This is a genomic window from Anaerospora sp. (genome assembly GCF_032013335.1).
In the GTDB taxonomy this organism is placed as follows: domain Bacteria; phylum Bacillota; class Negativicutes; order Sporomusales; family DSM-15969; genus Anaerospora.
In genome coordinates, this window is sequence record NZ_DALZUO010000010.1 from 52,256 (window position 1) to 70,075 (window position 17,820).

A 17,820-nucleotide genomic window follows, 5' to 3' on the forward strand; every position below is an offset into this window, starting at 1 on the left:
GTTAAATGAAATTCCCTAGCTAAAAAAGATTTAAGCGTGCCCAGGAAACTCCGGCAAGCAAATTATCTTTAGAGGCTTTACTTTTTTGTTTAATGTAACCAAAGAATTGTCCCAAAAATGATTCCCAGATTTTTACGACTTCACTTTTTATTTGCGGTGATTGGCGTCTCAGTTCGATACTGATATCAATTGCCTCAATCAATTCCTGGTTAGCATTGTGAATTTTTTGCCTCAATAATTCAATAGTAGCCACTTATATCCTCCTAGCTTAGGCTTTATGCCAGATCGGGCCTAATGCTGTTTTCATTTGCTTCACAGGATGGAGGAAGTTCATCGTCCAGCTCGTCTTCAATAGAGTCTTTAAAACGTTCAAACTGGGCTTCACTTACCAAATCTTCAATATCCTCGCGGACGCCGCTGAATAAGCCCTGTGTGTGTTCCGTCAGGCCAATTACACCCTGCACCGCTTTCACTGCTAGAGGACGCAGTTTTTCCCTGACGCTTGGCAGTAATACGGCGCCAACAACGGCTAGTCCTAACCAAAACGTTAAGTCGTGGCCGGTACGCGCCTTTACCTCATGACGGAGCCGCCGCCGGGAGCGGGCAAAGGAGGTGGTTTCCGGGCTTTGTTCAACCATGTCGGTCAGTTCAGCCAAGTGCAGCAGTTCTTTCCGTTCTTTATGTATAAGCTGCTGCAATGCCTTGCGGGCATAAGGGTCAGTTACTGTAGTCAAACGCTGCTCGTATGTACGTATTGCTGCCAGCTTAGCTTCAAAAACCTGTTCTAAGCCGAGCAGGGTACCATCACTGCCTGTATCTATGGCTCGCTCGCGCATGCGCTGCCCGCGATTGATTCTGGGGCCGGCAGGGATAGTAGTGTTAATTTCAAGCGGCTCTTCTATAGTGGGCATAGTATCTCTCCTTTAGTGCTGCATACCGTTTTGCACAGAGATATTATTGCCAGGTTTATCCATGGTATGCATTTATTAGCACTTTAGGGGCAGTTTTATTTGAGAAAATTGACCAGGTATTGACTAAAGATAAGCTCATATATTATAATTAATGATAATAATTATCGGTATCATCAGGAGGTTGCTCCCTATGTTGGGATATAATAAATGTATTGATTTAGCAGTAATAGAGTGTACTACGGATGTACGCTGGGAGTTTAATCAACTGCGTTCACGAATTAGGACAGAGGATATTGGACGGCTCGCTGATAGCTTATTGCAAAAGTCTCCTTTAGAATGGCCTATGGCATTAGTAGAATTGCAGAATGGGTGTATGTCCGGACGGCTGCTTACTCATTTGAATTTCCGTGTTCAGCAGTATGGTCTGTCATCAGTGGTTGAATTAAAACTTCAGGGACCTTTTCCGACTTTATCATTAAAGCCGCTGCGCGAAATAGTAAAAGAACACCGTATTGCATTGCGAACAGCCCGTTGTATAGAATACGTCGGAAACAAAGCCTGGAACTGTGCGTTAAAGAAAGTCACTGCCTTACCTATTCATATTCATGCAGCTACATTAGTATTGGATGCATTCGACTGTTCTCCTAAACAGGAGCTGGCAATTGCCAGGCAGGATATTATCCAGCGTATTAAAGGTATCATTATTAACTTTTTACAGGATTGGGAGAATTTGCTGCTTAATTCAGTAAAAGAGCAGTTTGCGGCTATTGGCAGCAGTATGTCTATTGAGGCAAAAGCGGTATAATCGAAATATACTTTTCGCATAATACATTCTAATAGGCAATGGCATACCAGAATGATTTTAAGAATCCCAAGCTTGGGATTTTTTTTTATCTTATCAGAAAGGTTAACTTTCTGATTGGCGTGCATAAGAACAACATCGGCTTTCACCTGCGTCCTAAAGAACTTGGTGCAAGCTAAGTCTTTTCTAATGCCATGCTTTAAAGGAGGCTGCTCATTTGTCCCCAGAAGTTATACGCATTGTTCACCGTCTGCCGGGCCGGATCAGACTTTATCTGGAAGGTATTCGGTTTAAGTCTGGCCGGGCTGCGCAGCTAGCGGATTTTTTTAATGCACAACAAGGGATAAAAGCGTGTACGGCAAATTCAAAATCTGGTAAGGTATTATTGCATTATGAACAGGCTGCTCTTTCGGAAAACAAGGTAATAGAGCTTGTGCGGCAGATTTCACTTGAGTTTCAGGCAGAAGCAGCTCCTGTAAGGCAAGTCAAGCGCTATAAACCGTTTGAACTAGAAAACTTGTCTATTTCCACACAAGTTATTCTGGTAGCTGCAGGTGGCTTGCTGTTATTGGTCCAGTTATTTTACTATTTGCTTAAGCGTAATGTACTTCCAATTCGCCTGGCTGGATGGACGAATATAATTACGCTGTTAACGGCAGTGCCAATCCTGCGCAGTGGGCTGGAAGCATTGCTTTTGCAACGGAGATTAAACAATGAATTTTTGATTGCTTCGGCTACGTTACTTTCGCTGCTGTTGAAAGAAGGGCTTACCGGTCTGGTTGTTGTATGGCTGGTTAATTTGAGTACACTGGCGGAGACCTTGACAATAGACCGGTCGCGCAAGGCCATTCGTGCCATGCTGGAGGGAAATGAGAAACATGCTTGGATCGTTGAAGGCGGTCAAGAAAGGCGAATACCGATTAAGCAGTTACAGCCAAATGATATTGTATCAGTGAAGATCGGTGCCAAAATTCCGGTAGATGGTTTGATAACTGAGGGAGAAGCAGTTGTGAATCAGGCCGCTCTAACCGGTGAGCCTATTGCTGTTTACAAAAGACGGGGCGATCAGGTGCTGGCAGGATCTACGATTGAACAAGGCACACTATATATATGTGCGGAAAAAGTGGGCGATCAAACTTCAGTTGCCCGCATTATCCATTTGGTGGAGCAGGCAAGTCACGCCAAAGCGCCCATTCAGAAGACGGCTGACCGCTATTCGTCCAAAATCATCCCAGCATCTTTTTTGTTGGCTTTTATTGTATTTCTACTAACAAGAGATATACGCCGGACTATGACGATTTTAATTGTTGCCTGTCCATGTGCCGCAGGGTTAGCCACACCGACAGCTCTCAGCGCCGCAATCGGCAATGCAGCCAGCCGCGGAATTCTGGTGAAAGGCGGACGGTACTTAGAAGACGCTGGGCGGGTGAATTGCCTGTTGTTTGATAAAACAGGCACATTGACAGAAGGTAAGCCTGCTGTCAGCAAAGTCATTTCACTCCATCCAAGTTACAATCGCAACGCGATTCTTACCCTGGCTGCGGCAGCAGAGGCCAATGCCAATCATCCGCTGGCTGCTGCGATTAAGGAAGCTGCAGCACAGGAGGGGATTGTACTTCCTTGTCTTCCTAACAGTGAAATGGCAATAGGACGCGGTGTAAAGGCAATTATTGGCGGTGTTCCTATCTATGTTGGCAACTCCCGTTATTTGAGAGAATTGACAATTCCCGTTCCACCGCTGGGAATGGATGATTTGGAGCAGACTGCAACCTTAGTATATGTAGCAAGTGGTAGGCAAGTTATCGGAGCAATTGCGATTGAGGATGCGCTTCGTCCAAATGCACTAACAGCAATTCGCCGTATTAGAGCAGAGGGAATTACCGATATTGGCCTTGTCACCGGAGACAGCGGCGCAGTTGCACAGGAAACGGCCAGACGGCTGGGGATTGAGCGAGTGTGGTCTGGTATGCTGCCTGAAGATAAGTTCTCCTTAGTTCAGACTTTGCAGCAGCAAGGCAGTATAATTGGTATGGTTGGCGATGGTGTAAATGATTCCCCTTCGCTGGCACTTGCAAATGTGGGAGTTGCTATGGGCGTGGGCGGAGCTGATGCCGCGATTGATACGGCCGGTATTGTCCTGCGGGAGGATAACCCCGAAAAAATTGTAGAAGTTGTCCGTCTGGGCAAGCGCTCTTTGACGGTAATCAGGCAAAACTTTTTATTCGCTATCGGTGCAAATATAATCGGTCTGGGTCTGGGAACAGCCAAACTGATTTCACCGTTTTGGGCAGCTGTTTTACATAACGCCAGTACGCTGGCCGTCGTCATGAATTCAACCAGATTGTTGTCTTATTCGCCGGAGCAAAAAACAGAGGTAACTCTAGAATGCGTTCGGCACAGGGACAGTTTGCCTTATCGTCCCAAATAGAAATAGGCGGCCTTTGTTTTTAGTTCCAAAGGCTGCTTGTTTCGTTACTTTATTCGGCTCAACGCTTAGCTAGTGGAAGGGGGATAGCAAGCAATGACAATAAATATCCATAAAAGCTCAGTTTCTTTTGATGCCTATGAAAAAATGGCTCCCTACTACTTTGAGTCTGTTGATACAAAGCCTTTTAATGCTTACTTTGAAAGACCAGCTACGTTATCATTGCTGCCGGACGTACAAGGGAAATCCGTTCTCGATGCCGGCTGTGCCGCAGGATGGTATAGTAAGTGGTTGTTAGAGCATGGTGCCAATGTTACTGCCGTAGATTTTAGCCCTAGCATGATTGCCATGACCAGGAAAAGAGTGGGTAATAAAGCTGTTGTGCGGCAAGCTGATTTACATGAACCGTTGTCATTTTTAGCTGATAATTCAATGGATCTGGTTCTTTCATCTTTAGCATTGCACTATTTGAAGACCTGGGAGGTTGTGCTTACGGAATGTAAGCGGATTTTAAAACCGCAGGGACAGCTGATTTTTTCTGTGCATCATCCAGTGAGGGATATGGAAGCTTTTCCAGCTGGCAATTATTTTAGAACGGAAATAGTGGAAGAGGAATGGGAGACGAACGGGGAAACCGTAAAAGTCCGATTCTATCGCAGGTCACTATCCACTATTATTACTGCCTTACTGGATGCCGGGCTGATGATTGAAAAGCTCCTTGAACCAACTCCAACCAGACAGTTTGCTGAATTACATCCTGCAGAATATAAACAATTGACGACAAAACCACATTTTCTTATGATTCGAGCGAGAAAAAGTTAAATAGAATTGTAATTGTGCAGTATTTCTTAACTTTAATTATGTATAAAATCTAGATAGCGATGTTTACCAGATGTTACAATAATTGACAATGAGCAGCAGGCGTTATATATTCATTGTAAATCAAACAGTAAAGCTGGGATGAAAATGAGTGAAAAAACGTCAATCGCTTTCCAGACAAAGTGTGTGCATGCAGGTAATGGAATTGATAAAGAAACGGGAGCCATTAGACGGCCGCTGATTATGGCTAACAGTTACCGCTTGCCTGAAGATGCGTCTACTCTTAACTGGAGCGATGCCGATCAGCTTTTGTACACGAGAAATACTTCGGCTAATCAGCGCTACCTGCAGGAGAAGCTGGCGGCTCTTGAGGGCGGCGAAGATTGCGTAGTGCTTGCCACTGGCGTAGCTGCTCTTGCTGGTGTATTTTTTACTTTTCTGGATAAGTCTGCTCATGTTGTATGCAGTAATGTTTCTTACATCGCCGTTTACCGGTTGCTGCAAGAGTATTTTCCTGATAAATATGATATAGAAACTACATTAGTTGATACGGCTGATCCTGAGCAGGTTAAGGATGCGATTCGTCCTAATACCAGACTTATACATATTGAAACTCCGGGAAATCCAACAACCCGGGTAACCGATATTGCTGCCATTTCCCGGATCGCTAAAGAAGCAGGTGCTTTGCTTACTGTTGATAGTACGTTTGCGTCACCGTATTTGCAGCAGCCCCTTACTCTTGGTGCCGATTTGGTTATTCATAGTCTAACCAAATATATTAATGGTCATGGCGATGCAATGGGTGGTGCGGTTATTGGACGGAAAGAACTGGTTGATAAAATCAAGCGCCAGGCAATGGTCAATCTGGGAGGTGCGATTAGCCCCTTTAATGCCTGGATGATTATGCGCGGTGTGGTGACCTTGCCGCTGCGTATGCGGCAGCATAGTGAAAGTGCGCTCAAGATTGCTCAATTCCTGGAGAATTCTCCAGCAGTTTCCTTTATTGCATATCCCGGTCTTGCCAGCCACCCGCAGCATGAAATTGCCAAAAAGCAAATGTCCATGTTTTCCGGAGTCATTGCTTTTGGCCTGAAAGCTGATGTAGCAACTCATAATCAATTTGTTAACGCTCTTGCATTAATTGTACCTGCTGTTTCGATCGGACATGATGAGAGTTTAATGGTCTATACAGGACCAACCGATGAGAGAAATCACTTTTACCCGGCCGAGTTTCAAAATGGTCACCTTCGGTTTAGTGTAGGCCTGGAAGATGCAGACGATATCATTGCTGATCTCAAACAGGCTTTTAAAATTTGTGGTTTATATTGATAGTAAAAAGATCCCCCAATTCGCAATAATCGCGAATTGGGGGATCTTTTTCATTTAACCGTTTGTAACCATATCAGCAAGAGAACATTGCGATGATTGACTTGTAAGTTTACTGTTTTTGCGGAAGCGTTCATAACGGAGACAGCAGTATTCCAGAAAATCATCACCATTATAATGCCGGATTAAGGCCCAGGCAGTCCAAAGTAAATCCTGAGCCATCATGAAGCTTTTGAGTTTTAACTCTTCAACGGGGGTCAGTGGATGGCCAAAGTAGGCCTGGATTAAAAATTGAATAGCATCATCGGATAGTTTAGATTCCAGTATGTAGGCCGCCACATCCCAGCAGGGGTCGTTCATTCCGGAATACTCCCAGTCAATCAGGTAGGTTTTGTCCGCATGATCAATCATAAAGTTTTCCGGCACGGTGTCATTGTGACAGGGGACTAAAATTGTACTTTTAACATTTTCTTGTACAAAATTGACCAATTGATTTTTTAAGGGTTGATAATCAAAGAATAGATCGCCGTGCAGCTGCCCAATAAGCATTTCATATTTGGACAGCTCTTTTTGCCAATCAAAATGATTGGCAAAAGGAGTTGGGATTGAATGAATTTTTTTCATTACCAGCGAGACCGCTTCCAGGTTTTTTGGTGATCCTGGATCAGCAGCAGCCATATTTTGGCTGTTGGTTATGTAGGTACTGATTTTGATGCCGCTGTCTTCATCAAAGTAAATGCAATTTGAATTTACTCCGCATGCGGAGGCAATGTTATTATTGACCTTTTCTTGTTTCCGGTCAATGATTTGTTCCGTCATGCCACCGGGCTGGCGAATAACGTATTCGATACCTGCAATGTCCATTATATAGTTGTAGTTGGTAAGCCCGCCGGCAAAACGAGATTTATCAAATACAATACTTTCGTCTTTAAACACGGTGCGCAGCTTTTCCTGTACTACTGTTTCTATTCTCATATATAAGCTCCACCAAGCAATTAAAAACTTGGATTTTAGGATTTTTGATAATTTACTATAGCAAAAAAAAATAACAAAATCAATGCACAAAGCCTGGTGCAGCTAAGTTACCAATTGCTTAAGGCATTGGTAAGAACGAGAAACTGCAATAATCTTGCATTCGGAGAAAGAATGCACAAACGAGAGCAACAGAGGACAATATTTTTAAAATAAGTCATTAAATTGCAATTGGTTGTTCCTAGTAAGAACAATAATGCTAGCATTATATATTGATTTTTCAAAAAATAAAATTATGTATGTGATATTATAAAAAACGAAATTATCAATCAATTAGACGAAACAGAAAAGCTTATAGGTATTGAATGATGCGTTGACGCTAACTAAGAAATAGAAAGCTTACATAAAAAGGGAGGTGCACGAATGGAATACTTTGGAGAAGAGGCTTTAGGGCTTGTTGAAACAAGAGGAATGGTACCGGCAATTCAGGCAGCCGATGTGATGTGTAAAGCAGCGGATGTTGTGCTTGTTTCGTATGAGAATGTAGGCTCCGGACTCGTAACAGTTATGGTAAAAGGGGATGTTGCCGCTGTGCGGTCAGCCGTAGAGCAGGGAGCAGCAGCCGCTGCTGCAATCGGACAAATGACAGCTGCTCATGTTATGCCTCGTCCTATCAGCAGGGTAGGGAAAATAGTCTCGCAGCATGATATTGACAGTGTCTAAGCGTTAGGTAGTTAGAAAGGGGAATCTGTGTGGAGAGAAATGATGCGTTGGGATTCATCGAAACCTACGGCCTGGTTTCCGTTCTGGAAGCTGCAGATGCGATGTGCAAAGCTGCGGATGTAGAATTAATTGGCTATGAAAATGTGGCATCAGGGCTGATTTCGGTTGTAGTTCGCGGGGATGTGGGTGCAGTAAAAGCAGCTGTCGCTGCCGGTGTTAAAGAAGCCACAAAGGTGGGGCCAATCTATAGCTCTAATGTTATTGCCCGGCCCCATGCCGACATACAAAAAATTATTGCCAGATATGTTCTTGACTGGTGAGCATTCCCACATCATTTCAGCTATGTTGGGCACGGAGGTGATGGGAAATGAACAGAATCGACCATGATTTGCTCTCCATCCAGGAAGCTCGCATTCTTGTGGAAAATGCCCGGGAGGCGCAAAAGCTACTGGCTGCTTATCCACAGGCAAAGCTGGACAAAATTGTGGGACGCATGGCTGAGGAAGTGAATCAATATGCACGGGAACTGGCCGTTATGTCTCAGGAAGAAACAGGCTTTGGTAAATGGCAGGATAAGCTTGTTAAAAATGTTTTTGCAAGTGAGTTTCTGTATAAAAAGATCCGGGATATGAAAGTTGTCGGTATTATTAGGGAAGATAAAGAAAATAAAACGATGGATATCGGCGTACCGGTCGGTGTTATCGCTGCATTGCCTCCTGCAACTAATCCTGTTTCTACCACGATATATAAAACGCTGATTGCCATAAAATCAGGTAATGCCATTGTTTTCTCGCCCCATCCGAAAGCCCGGAAAACAATTGGGAAAGTGCTTGATATTTTAATACGTACGGCTGAGGGGTGCGGGCTGCCCCCCGGTGCTATCGGTTATCTGCGGACGCTGGCTGCGGACGGTACGGCTGAATTGATGAATCATAAGGATACTGCGCTGATTTTGCTTACAGGTGTTCCCAAGCTGGTCAGGGCAGCATATGCATCGGGAAAACCGACTATCTATGGCGGTCCTGGTAATGGACCGGCTTTTATTGAGCGCTCTGCAGATCTAAAAAAGGCGGTAACCGACATTATCGCCAGCAGGACTTTTGATTATGGAATTGTCTCAGCATCGGAACAGTCTATTGTTGCCGAGGACTGCATTGCTGAAGAAGTGCGGCAGGAGCTCAGGCGAAATGGTGGTTATTTTATGTCGCCTGAGGAATCAGAACAACTCGGCAAATTATTTTTCTTGCCTGATGGCAGGCTGAATCCGGAGTTCGTCGGCAGGTCAGCGGAAGTACTGGCTCAATGCAGCGGTTTGTCCATTCCTCAAGGTACGAAAGTATTACTATCTGAACAAAAATATGTATCAGCTGCCAATCCGTATTCACGGGAAAAGTTATGCCCCGTTCTGGCCTTCTATGTAGAGAAGGACTGGATGGATGCCTGTGAAAAATGTATAGAGCTATTGGTGAATGAAGGGCGGGGCCATACACTGGTGATTCATTCGAATAACGAAAGTGTAATTCGGGAGTTTGCTTTAAAGAAACCGGTATCCAGAGTGCTTGTTAATACTCCTGCCACCTTAGGGGGAATAGGGGCTACTACCAATCTCTTTCCGGCGCTTACCTTAGGGTGCGGTGCAGCGGGCGGCAGTACTACATCAGACAATGTTACGCCTATGAACTTAATCAATATCCGCAAAGTCGGCTATGGTGTGCGGCAAATAGAAGAGATATCTTCAGGCGTTATTGCGAAAGAAGCAACTGCTGCAAATAGGACTGCCGGCTTGAGCCAACAGTCGGTTGAAACGCAGGATTTACGGGAGCTGCTGAAACAATTACTTGAGCAGCTAACCTAGTACTCTGGATCAAGAAGGGAAGACCTAGCAGAGAATGTTCTGTTGATAGGGAAAGGATGGGCAAAAAGTTGAATATTCAAGAGTTTTCTCATAAATTTGCGGATGCAACAAAAAATTTGTCCCAGGAAGAAACGGCTGTCATTATGAAACTGTTCCAGGGCATTTCCCGGGAACTGTCTGCAAATAGCTCGAAAGCAGCCAGCACGGCTAAGTCGCCCGTATATGAAGGAGAAATTACTGGTCTGACACCGCGATTGGAACGGCTGAAGGAGGCCTATTTAAAGGTTAGGCCCAGTGTCAGTACATACCGGGCAAGAGCCTTTACCCAGGTGACTAAAGAAAATGCGGGACTGCCTAAGATTCTACTCAGAGCAAAATGCTTCAAAAAGGCCTGTGAGACTGCACCGCTGCTGATACAAAAAGACGAACTGATCGTCGGACATCCCTGCGGTAAGCCCAGAGCTGGTGCCGTGTCGCCCGATATTGCCTGGCGGTGGATCAGGGATGAACTGGATACAATGGCAACAAGGCCGCAGGACCCTTTTGAAATCAGCGAAGAAGATAAGCGGATTTTGCGGGAAGAGATTTTTCCTTATTGGGAAGGTCGAAGTTTGGATGAAATTTGCCAGACCCAATATGAAGAAGCGGGTGTATGGTCATTTTCCGGGGAAGCCTTTGTCAGTGATCTTTCCTATCATCAAATCAATGGCGGCGGTGATACTTGCCCTGGCTTTGATGTTATTTTAATTAAAAAGGGTATTGCAGGTGTCCGCCAGGAAGCTGTAGACAGACTAAGCAAGCTATCCATGGAAAATCCAAACGATATTGATAAGATCTACTTTTATAAAGCGGAGATTGAAACTTGCGACGGTATTTTAGCTTATGCTAAACGGCTCTCTGGCTATGCGAAAGAATTGGCTGACCAAGAGAGAGACATAACCCGGCAACATGAGCTTTATAAGATTGCTGAAATGCTGACTTATATTCCGGCTAACCCTCCCCGCACTTTTCACGAGGCCCTTCAGTCCGTCTGGACGCTCGAGTCCTTGTTCGTGGTGGAAGAAAACCAGACAGGTATCTCCGTAGGCCGTCTTGATCAATACATGTATCCCATGTTCCAGGCCGACCTGGAGGCGGGGCGTATCAATAAGCTGGAAGCCTTCGAGCTTTTAAGCTGCTTTATTATTAAATGTTCAGAAGTAATGTGGCTGTCCAGTGAACTGGGTGCCAAATATTTCGCCGGTTATCAGCCGTTTATCAACTGCACGATAGGCGGGCAGAAGCGAACTGGCGGCGATGCAACCAATGATCTGACTTATTTGATTATGGATGCCGTCCGTTTTACTAAGATGTACCAGCCGTCGCTTGCGTGCCGCATCCACAATCAATCTCCGCAGCAGTACTTAAAGAAGATTGTTGATGTAGTGAAAGCGGGACTGGGATTCCCTGCCTGCCATTTTGATGATACGCACATCAAAATGATGCTGTCCAAAGGCTTCTCCATTGAAGATGCGCGGGATTACTGCTTGATGGGCTGCGTTGAACCGCAAAAGTCCGGGAGGATTTACCAGTGGACCTCCACCGGCTATACCCAGTGGCCTATTGCCATTGAATTTGTTTTAAACCGAGGCAGGATGAAGTGGCACGGGACTACGGAAGGACTTGATACCGGCGATCTGGATACGATCAAGACTTACGCTGAATTTGATGAAGCTTGCAAAAAACAAATAGAGCATATTATTCGCTTATCTGCTGTGGGAACGATCGTCAGTCAGCGGGTACACCGTGATCTCGTTCCGAAGCCGCTCATGTCACTGCTAGTTGAAGGCTGCATGGAAAAAGGCACTGATGTAACAAATGGCGGAGCGCTTGTCAATTGCGGACCCGGTTTGATCTTCTCTGGTCTGGGAACCTATGCAGACTCTATGGCGGCTATTAAAAAGCTGGTTTTCGATGACAAAAAATATACGTTGAAACAAATCAGGGATGCATTGGATGCCAATTTTGCCGGCTATGAAACGTTGCGGACCGATTGCCTGAATGCTCCTAAGTATGGTAATGATGACGACTATGTTGACGGTATTGCCTCAGACATTGTCATCTGGACAGAGCGGGTACACAATACGTTTAACATGCTGTTTTCCCACTTCAGCCATGGTACTCTTTCTATTTCCAATAATACGCCTATTGGAGAGATTACCGGTGCTACAGCAAATGGCCGTTTTGCCTGGACGCCTCTCTCAGACGGCATCAGCCCCACACAGGGGGCCGATAAGCTGGGGCCTACAGCCATCATTAAGTCGGTAAGCAAATTAAGCAACGAGTCTATGAGTATCGGAATGGTACACAATTTTAAATTGCTGCGTGGCATTCTGGAAACACCGGAAGGTGAGAATGGGCTCATTACCTTGCTTAGAACAGCATCCATTCTGGGCAACGGTCAAATGCAGTTTAGCTATGTTGACAATGAAGTTCTGAAGAAGGCGCAAACTGAACCTGAAAAATACCGGGATTTGATTATTCGCGTAGCCGGTTACAGTGCTTACTTTGTTGAGCTGTGCAAGGAAGTGCAGGATGAAATCATTAGCAGAACAATGCTGGAACATTTTTAAATAGACTTGCATGTACGGAATATTTGGAGACGATGCTCTTCAGGTATTCCGTAAATATGGAGGGAGCACATGAATATAAACATACCGGTAAATCAGACGGCCCTTGTGATGAAACGGAAGCTGGATGCTCAGTTCGACCGGAAGGGAGTATTAATCGGCCTATTCAGCGGAGGTACCTGGGGCATTAACAATGTTGTTCTGGGTTTGGCTTTGACTCTCGTGCCTGCCCTGGGGGATAATGCTGCCCTGTATGCGATACCATTGGCCGCAGCCTGTCTGAATGACACGCTTGCCGGTCTCTGGCTGCTACTCTATAACGGCTGGGCCGGGCGGCTGCAGGAAATCATCCGCAGTCTTAAAACAGTACCGGGTCTTATGGTTTGCCTGGCGGCATTGCTGGGAGGCCCGGTGGCCAATAGCGGCTATCTTCTGGGAATTTCAATGGCAGGTCCTGCTTATGCACTGACAATCACCGCGTTATACCCCATCGTCGGAGCTATTCTTTCCCGTGTTTTTCTCAAGCAACATATTTTGCCCCGTGTTTGGTCCGGAATGCTGCTCTCCGTTGTTGGAGCTATTGTTATTTCCTATGTCCCGCCTGAAGGGGGAAACAGTGAACATTTTTATCTCGGTCTTATGTTTGCCGCATTAGCTGCTTTCGGCTGGGGGGCCGAAGCTGTTCTGGCCGTATTCGGCATGTCTATGATTGATCCTAAAGTCGCTATTAATATTCGTGAGCTAACATCCGGTTTGTGTATTGCCATTTTTATACTTCCTCTTGTCGGTGGCTGGGCGGTTATTTCCGAAGTTATTCTCCTGCCGGAAACAATTGGTACTTTTGCTCTTGCCGGACTGGCTGCAGGCGTATCCTACCTTGCCTGGTATACGGCAAACAGTAAATGCGGTGTAGCCAAAGGAATGGCGCTTAATGGAACCTACGTTATGTGGGGCGTTATTCTGTCAGTCATATTTTTGAGCCAGCCGCTTACCCAGAATTTAGCCATCGGCAGTCTCCTGGTACTAATTGGTGCGACGCTTGTGGCGATTAATCCAAAAGAATTCTTTAGTAAGGGTGGGGTGGAATAAATGATGGCTCCAGTATTACCATTGCGTTTTCGAATGCTCCATTATATTTCTACCGTTGACAAAACTTGCGCCGATGACATTATGGCGGCGCTAAAACCGGAATATGGCACGGAAAAACAGTTTACGAAAAATGTCTTTATCGAGCATCTCTTAGATATGAAAGCTAACTTTGTTATTGATGATCATGACGTGATGCTCAATAGCAAGGGGGAATTGATCATTTATTATTCCATCAATGAAGAAGGGAAAAGGCTTCTTGCAAAATATCTTCCCCAAAGCTGGCACCGGTCAAATACGATTTCTGCAGGCTGCTAAGGATGGTACATGATGAACAGGGAAACCGGCAGCATTTTGGAAAGGAAAGCTCGCATCTTTAATGTCCAGAAATACTCCATCTATGATGGACCGGGCATAAGAACGCTGCTGTTCTTTAAAGGGTGTCCGCTAAGATGCAAATGGTGTTCAAATCCTGAGGGACTGGAACGAAAATATCAGGTTATGTTCAGTGCAGATTTGTGTATTAACTGTGGCTGCTGCAACTCGGTTTGTCCGGTTAAGATTCACCGTTTTCGCACGGGGGAACTGGATGGGAAACAACTGACTGACCACCAGGCAGGCGTACACCACATTGATAGAAGCATTGACTGTGTAGGTTGCCGCAAATGCGAAACGATTTGTCCCAAGCGGGCATTATCAATTGCCGGTGCTGACAAAACCATTTCTGATGTATTGGATATCATTGAACAGGATGCGCTCTTCTACCTTAGTTCAGGTGGAGGAGTCACTCTTGGCGGTGGAGAGGTCACCGGACAGCCCGAATTTGCTGCAAACTTGCTGATGGAATGCAAGCGAATGGGAATTCATACAGCGATTGAGACCTGCGGCTATGCGAAATTGGACGCTCTGCTCATGGTAGCACCGTTTACCGATTTGTTTCTTTATGATGTAAAGCATATTGACCCGGAGCGGCACTTTGAACTGACGGGAGTGCGCAATGAGAGCATACTGGATAACTTAAGCGAGATTATTCGCCGTAAGTTTACTGTAAAGGTGCGCATGCCGCTCATTAGAGGCCTAAATGACAGTGCCGCCACCATTGTCCGCACATTGGAGTTTCTAGAAGCCTTTAAGGAATATAAGAACTTTCAGGGCATTGATTTACTGCCCTATCACAAACTGGGAATTAACAAATACAGACAGCTGGATATGCAATATGCTATCACAGAAGATGTCAGCTTTACAGATTCCCAATTAGAAGCAATTGAAAAACTGATCCAGAATTATGATTTGCAGGTCAAAGTGATCAGGCATTAATCGTCACCGGACGGAGGGGTACTATGAATCGAGCCGATGAAGGTGAGAAGAAACGAATTATCCAGGAGTATGTGCCTGGCAAGCAGGTTACACTGGCTCATATCATTGCCTCGCCTGTACAAGACATCTATGAGCGTCTGGGAATAGAGGGAAAAGGAGCGATTGGAATTTCAACGCTTACTCCCTGCGAGACGGCAATTATTGCTGCAGATATTGCGACAAAGACATCTAATGTGGAAATCGGTTTTCTGGACCGTTTTACAGGCTCGCTGGTCATCGCCGGTGATGTGGCAAGTGTTGAAGCCGCGATGATTGCTATTAACGATACGCTGGAGAAGATGCTCGGCTTTACTCCCGCCAGGATAACCAGGACATGAAAAAGCGGATTATGATTATTGGCCCCGGTCAATCCGGAAAATCCAGTATAAGCAATGTGTTAAACGAATCTGACAGGCCGCTGAAAAAAACGCAGGATGTCATATATGGAAAAAATACCATTGATACACCGGGAGCGTATATTGAGAATGCTTCCATGTACAAGTATCTCATAGCGACAGCGCAAACCGCTTCTTGTGTACTTATTCTTGTGGATCAATCCAGGCCGGTTGAAGTATATCCGCCCAGGTTTGCCAAAACCTTTACCTGTCCCGTCCTTGGCGTGATTACTAAGATGGATCTGGTTCCCGGTAATGAGGACTGGAGCCGCCGGCAGCTCCAAAAAATCGGCGTTTATGAACCATACTTCCTGATCTCTTTACTAGATAATACAGGCGTAAAAGAGTTGAAGGACTACTTATTTGGAAAAAAAGAAAGCTCTGAAGAAGACTGAGTTTCTTCATTATATATCAGGACGTTTGCTTCCTTGATATTACCGGGAAATATACGGGAAGGAATTTTTAGGAGAGGAGGATGTGCGGTGAAATTTGTTACAGAAATGGAATTGCGCAGTTTATACAAGACTGCCCCCTTTGCTGAGTATGTAATGGAACCTGCTAGTAAGCTGACACCGGGAGCACGTCAGTTTCTTACCGACCGGCGGATCGTACTTGAGCAGGCAGAAGATACCGGCAGTCAGGCAGTTAGCTGCCAAACCAAACCACTGGTGGCGCAGGAGAACTGGTCTATACTGAAACTTCGCAGCAGGATGGAAGGAATCCATTCTTTGTTTCTACTCACGGCTGCTGAAGTGCTGCATGCCGGTGATATTGCTTTATCAGAAGAAGTCCTGGCTGCTGCCAGAGGGTTTCGCAATGTCCAACAGGCTGAACTGGATCAGCTATCTCCAGAAATTAGTCAACAGGTTCTCAATCATTCTGAAAGCCGTCTCGATATTTGCGATTTTCATGTTGGGCTGAAAAATGGCAAAGTAATACTCCTCTTACATCATCTGCGAGCTTCCCTCCATGAACTTGAACCGGTACTACAAGAGTGTTACTGGAGTGAAGATCAGCAAAGCTGTATACGGCAAGAGCTTGTGGATGGGCTCAAACAGATTAGTACAATACTCTGCACAATGATGAAAAAGTGCCTGGGAGGACAGCAATGGAATCCGTAAATTCAGCTTTTCAATATTGCGATCAATTTGTTCATGATTTTGAGCAAGCCATTTCGTACCCGAAAGTGAAGAAATCCTCTGTTTACTACACCGGAGTAGATCTGGGAACCGCGTATATTGTACTGGCCGTACTTGATGAGCACTATCAGCCTGTTGCCGGGGCTTATCGGTTTGCCAATGTTGTAAAAGACGGCATGGTAGTCGATTATATTGGCGCAATTCGCATCGTCAGAGAGTTAAAGGATGAGCTTGAACAAAAGCTTGGCGCTGAACTGATTTACGCAGCCGCAGCACTGCCGCCTGGTACTTTCACGCTTGATTCAGGTGCGATTAAGCATGTGGTACAGGGAGCTGGTTTTGAAATAACGGCTCTGCTTGATGAACCGACGGCTGCTAATGCCGTATTGAAAATGCGCGATGGAGCCATAGTTGATATCGGCGGCGGAACCACAGGCATTGCTGTTGTAAAAGATGGTGAAGTCATATATGTAGCTGATGAAGCAACAGGTGGAACCCACTTTTCTCTGGTCATCGCGGGAGCCTATAAGCTTAGCTTTGATGCAGCCGATGAATATAAACGGGATTTCAAAAACCACAAGGAATTGCTGCCTGTCCTGCGGCCTGTTATTGAAAAGGTTTCATCCATCATCAGCCGCCACATTAGCCAATATGAGGTAAAAGAGCTTTATCTTGTTGGCGGTACCTGCTGCATGAGTGGAATCGAAGAGATTATTGCCAAGCAAACGGGTGTGCCTACGTATAAGCCGCTAAACCCTATGTTTGTAACACCTCTGGGTATTGCACTTAATTGTACCCGGGAAATTCTGTAGAAGGGAGTGCCTTTGACATGGAATACCGGATGATTAAATCCCCTTCTCAAGGCGCTATGGAGATACTGATGCGGCGAAAAAGCTCTCCCTCAGCCACTACGATTCAACGTTATGATGCGGTAGGCTTGATCCAGGGTAGATTGATTGATATGGTTTTTGCTGCTGATATTGCCGAAAAGGCAGCCGGAGTAATAGTAGAAGATATTAAAGGCCATTGCCCGCAAAACATGATTATGCTCGCCATCTTTGGTGATACGGCCTCAGTCGAAGCAGCCATGCAGGATATTCAAGATAAATTGAAACAACCCAAAGCGGGTGAAAAATTATGATAGCTGCCAAGATCATTGATAATATTTGGGCAACAAGAAAAGCGGATTCCCTTGTTGGGCTAAAATTTATGCTGGTGGAAGTCCTTGGCGGACTTGATGCCGGTCGACTCATGATTGCTGCCGATACGATTGGGGCCGGTATTGGTGAGCGGGTACTTGTCTGTACAGGCAGCTCGGCCCGTAAAATGCTGGACAGAGACAATATACCGGTTGATGCAGTTATCGTCGGCATCATCGATGAGGACTGTGTGTTTTAAACAA

At 45.4% G+C, this 17,820-nt stretch carries 20 protein-coding genes; 17 read left to right on the forward strand and 3 right to left on the reverse strand.

What is annotated here, in order from left to right:
• Nucleotides 1–19 precede the first annotated feature (19 nt).
• Together RTR76_RS10155 and RTR76_RS10160 are read right to left on the reverse strand one after the other, a co-directional pair.
• Complete coding sequence (locus RTR76_RS10155) at nucleotides 20–253, reverse strand: hypothetical protein (RefSeq protein ID WP_312520113.1); 234 nt, start codon at nucleotides 251–253, stop codon at nucleotides 20–22.
• Nucleotides 254–275: 22 nt separating this feature from the next.
• Nucleotides 276–911 (reverse strand): hypothetical protein, encoded by a 636-nt coding sequence (locus RTR76_RS10160; RefSeq protein ID WP_312520115.1) that lies wholly within the window; start codon nucleotides 909–911, stop codon nucleotides 276–278.
• Between the two features lie 190 nt (nucleotides 912–1,101).
• Here RTR76_RS10160 and RTR76_RS10165 point away from each other — a divergent pair, with 190 nt between their 5' ends.
• The 4 genes from RTR76_RS10165 to RTR76_RS10180 all read left to right on the forward strand — a co-directional run bounded on the left by RTR76_RS10165 (nucleotide 1,102) and on the right by RTR76_RS10180 (nucleotide 6,286).
• Nucleotides 1,102–1,716 carry a hypothetical protein gene (locus RTR76_RS10165; RefSeq protein ID WP_312520117.1) on the forward strand — a complete coding sequence of 205 codons (615 nt, stop codon included), beginning with the start codon at nucleotides 1,102–1,104 and terminating at the stop codon, nucleotides 1,714–1,716.
• A 214-nt stretch (nucleotides 1,717–1,930) separates the two neighbouring features.
• The gene (locus RTR76_RS10170) at nucleotides 1,931–4,141 is read left to right on the forward strand and encodes a cation-translocating P-type ATPase (RefSeq protein ID WP_312520119.1); all 2,211 of its coding nucleotides are present in this window, start codon (nucleotides 1,931–1,933) and stop codon (nucleotides 4,139–4,141) included.
• Between the two features lie 93 nt (nucleotides 4,142–4,234).
• Complete coding sequence (locus tag RTR76_RS10175; protein WP_312520121.1) at nucleotides 4,235–4,960, forward strand: methyltransferase domain-containing protein; 726 nt, start codon at nucleotides 4,235–4,237, stop codon at nucleotides 4,958–4,960.
• Between the two features lie 144 nt (nucleotides 4,961–5,104).
• Nucleotides 5,105–6,286, forward strand: a complete 1,182-nt coding sequence (locus RTR76_RS10180) for an aminotransferase class I/II-fold pyridoxal phosphate-dependent enzyme (protein WP_312520124.1) — start codon at nucleotides 5,105–5,107, stop codon at nucleotides 6,284–6,286.
• A gap of 54 nt (nucleotides 6,287–6,340) precedes the next feature.
• On the opposite strand, the gene RTR76_RS10185 is transcribed toward RTR76_RS10180, so the two are convergent.
• A complete protein-coding gene (locus RTR76_RS10185; RefSeq protein ID WP_312520127.1) occupies nucleotides 6,341–7,258 on the reverse strand; it encodes a phosphotransferase in 918 nt (305 codons plus the stop codon).
• Between the two features lie 420 nt (nucleotides 7,259–7,678).
• Between RTR76_RS10185 and RTR76_RS10190 the strand changes: the two genes are divergently transcribed.
• The 13 genes from RTR76_RS10190 to RTR76_RS10250 all read left to right on the forward strand — a co-directional run bounded on the left by RTR76_RS10190 (nucleotide 7,679) and on the right by RTR76_RS10250 (nucleotide 17,816).
• The gene (locus RTR76_RS10190; protein ID WP_312520130.1) at nucleotides 7,679–7,978 is read left to right on the forward strand and encodes a BMC domain-containing protein; all 300 of its coding nucleotides are present in this window, start codon (nucleotides 7,679–7,681) and stop codon (nucleotides 7,976–7,978) included.
• 29 nt (nucleotides 7,979–8,007) lie between these two features.
• Complete coding sequence (locus RTR76_RS10195) at nucleotides 8,008–8,298, forward strand: BMC domain-containing protein (protein WP_312520132.1); 291 nt, start codon at nucleotides 8,008–8,010, stop codon at nucleotides 8,296–8,298.
• A gap of 47 nt (nucleotides 8,299–8,345) precedes the next feature.
• Nucleotides 8,346–9,833: an acetaldehyde dehydrogenase (acetylating) gene (locus RTR76_RS10200; protein WP_312520135.1), complete on the forward strand. Its 1,488-nt coding sequence runs from the start codon at nucleotides 8,346–8,348 to the stop codon at nucleotides 9,831–9,833.
• Between the two features lie 68 nt (nucleotides 9,834–9,901).
• Nucleotides 9,902–12,445, forward strand: a complete 2,544-nt coding sequence (cutC, locus tag RTR76_RS10205; protein WP_312520138.1) for a choline trimethylamine-lyase — start codon at nucleotides 9,902–9,904, stop codon at nucleotides 12,443–12,445.
• A gap of 69 nt (nucleotides 12,446–12,514) precedes the next feature.
• A complete protein-coding gene (locus RTR76_RS10210; RefSeq protein WP_312520141.1) occupies nucleotides 12,515–13,531 on the forward strand; it encodes an EamA family transporter in 1,017 nt (338 codons plus the stop codon).
• Nucleotides 13,532–13,846, forward strand: a complete 315-nt coding sequence (locus RTR76_RS10215; RefSeq protein ID WP_312520144.1) for a hypothetical protein — start codon at nucleotides 13,532–13,534, stop codon at nucleotides 13,844–13,846.
• Between the two features lie 9 nt (nucleotides 13,847–13,855).
• A complete protein-coding gene (gene cutD, locus RTR76_RS10220) occupies nucleotides 13,856–14,845 on the forward strand; it encodes a choline TMA-lyase-activating enzyme (protein WP_312520147.1) in 990 nt (329 codons plus the stop codon).
• 23 nt (nucleotides 14,846–14,868) lie between these two features.
• Nucleotides 14,869–15,222: a BMC domain-containing protein gene (locus tag RTR76_RS10225; RefSeq protein ID WP_312520149.1), complete on the forward strand. Its 354-nt coding sequence runs from the start codon at nucleotides 14,869–14,871 to the stop codon at nucleotides 15,220–15,222.
• On the forward strand, nucleotides 15,219–15,674 hold the full coding sequence (locus RTR76_RS10230) for a EutP/PduV family microcompartment system protein (protein ID WP_312520151.1): 456 nt from the start codon (nucleotides 15,219–15,221) through the stop codon (nucleotides 15,672–15,674). The genes RTR76_RS10225 and RTR76_RS10230 overlap by 4 nt, the downstream gene beginning before the upstream one ends.
• Before the next feature lie 87 nt (nucleotides 15,675–15,761).
• Complete coding sequence (locus tag RTR76_RS10235; RefSeq protein ID WP_312520154.1) at nucleotides 15,762–16,400, forward strand: hypothetical protein; 639 nt, start codon at nucleotides 15,762–15,764, stop codon at nucleotides 16,398–16,400.
• Entirely contained in the window at nucleotides 16,388–17,230 is an 843-nt protein-coding gene (gene eutJ, locus RTR76_RS10240) for an ethanolamine utilization protein EutJ (RefSeq protein ID WP_312520157.1), read from the forward strand. The genes RTR76_RS10235 and eutJ overlap by 13 nt, the downstream gene beginning before the upstream one ends.
• Nucleotides 17,231–17,247: 17 nt before the next feature.
• Nucleotides 17,248–17,559 (forward strand): BMC domain-containing protein, encoded by a 312-nt coding sequence (locus RTR76_RS10245; RefSeq protein WP_312520159.1) that lies wholly within the window; start codon nucleotides 17,248–17,250, stop codon nucleotides 17,557–17,559.
• Nucleotides 17,556–17,816: a EutN/CcmL family microcompartment protein gene (locus RTR76_RS10250; RefSeq protein ID WP_312520162.1), complete on the forward strand. Its 261-nt coding sequence runs from the start codon at nucleotides 17,556–17,558 to the stop codon at nucleotides 17,814–17,816. The genes RTR76_RS10245 and RTR76_RS10250 overlap by 4 nt, the downstream gene beginning before the upstream one ends.
• Nucleotides 17,817–17,820: the final 4 nt, after the last annotated feature.

Coding starts and splice junctions, on each gene's coding strand:
- RTR76_RS10230 (WP_312520151.1), top strand. CDS start 15,219: ATGAAAAAGCGGATTATGATTATTGGCCCCGGTCAATCCGGAAAATCC.
- eutJ (WP_312520157.1), top strand. CDS start 16,388: ATGGAATCCGTAAATTCAGCTTTTCAATATTGCGATCAATTTGTTCAT.
- RTR76_RS10250 (WP_312520162.1), top strand. CDS start 17,556: ATGATAGCTGCCAAGATCATTGATAATATTTGGGCAACAAGAAAAGCG.
- RTR76_RS10180 (WP_312520124.1), top strand. CDS start 5,105: ATGAGTGAAAAAACGTCAATCGCTTTCCAGACAAAGTGTGTGCATGCA.
- RTR76_RS10200 (WP_312520135.1), top strand. CDS start 8,346: ATGAACAGAATCGACCATGATTTGCTCTCCATCCAGGAAGCTCGCATT.
- RTR76_RS10175 (WP_312520121.1), top strand. CDS start 4,235: ATGACAATAAATATCCATAAAAGCTCAGTTTCTTTTGATGCCTATGAA.
- RTR76_RS10165 (WP_312520117.1), top strand. CDS start 1,102: ATGTTGGGATATAATAAATGTATTGATTTAGCAGTAATAGAGTGTACT.
- RTR76_RS10215 (WP_312520144.1), top strand. CDS start 13,532: ATGATGGCTCCAGTATTACCATTGCGTTTTCGAATGCTCCATTATATT.
- RTR76_RS10225 (WP_312520149.1), top strand. CDS start 14,869: ATGAATCGAGCCGATGAAGGTGAGAAGAAACGAATTATCCAGGAGTAT.
- RTR76_RS10160 (WP_312520115.1), bottom strand. CDS start 911: ATGCCCACTATAGAAGAGCCGCTTGAAATTAACACTACTATCCCTGCC.
- cutD (WP_312520147.1), top strand. CDS start 13,856: ATGATGAACAGGGAAACCGGCAGCATTTTGGAAAGGAAAGCTCGCATC.
- RTR76_RS10190 (WP_312520130.1), top strand. CDS start 7,679: ATGGAATACTTTGGAGAAGAGGCTTTAGGGCTTGTTGAAACAAGAGGA.
- RTR76_RS10210 (WP_312520141.1), top strand. CDS start 12,515: ATGAATATAAACATACCGGTAAATCAGACGGCCCTTGTGATGAAACGG.
- RTR76_RS10245 (WP_312520159.1), top strand. CDS start 17,248: ATGGAATACCGGATGATTAAATCCCCTTCTCAAGGCGCTATGGAGATA.
- RTR76_RS10185 (WP_312520127.1), bottom strand. CDS start 7,258: ATGAGAATAGAAACAGTAGTACAGGAAAAGCTGCGCACCGTGTTTAAA.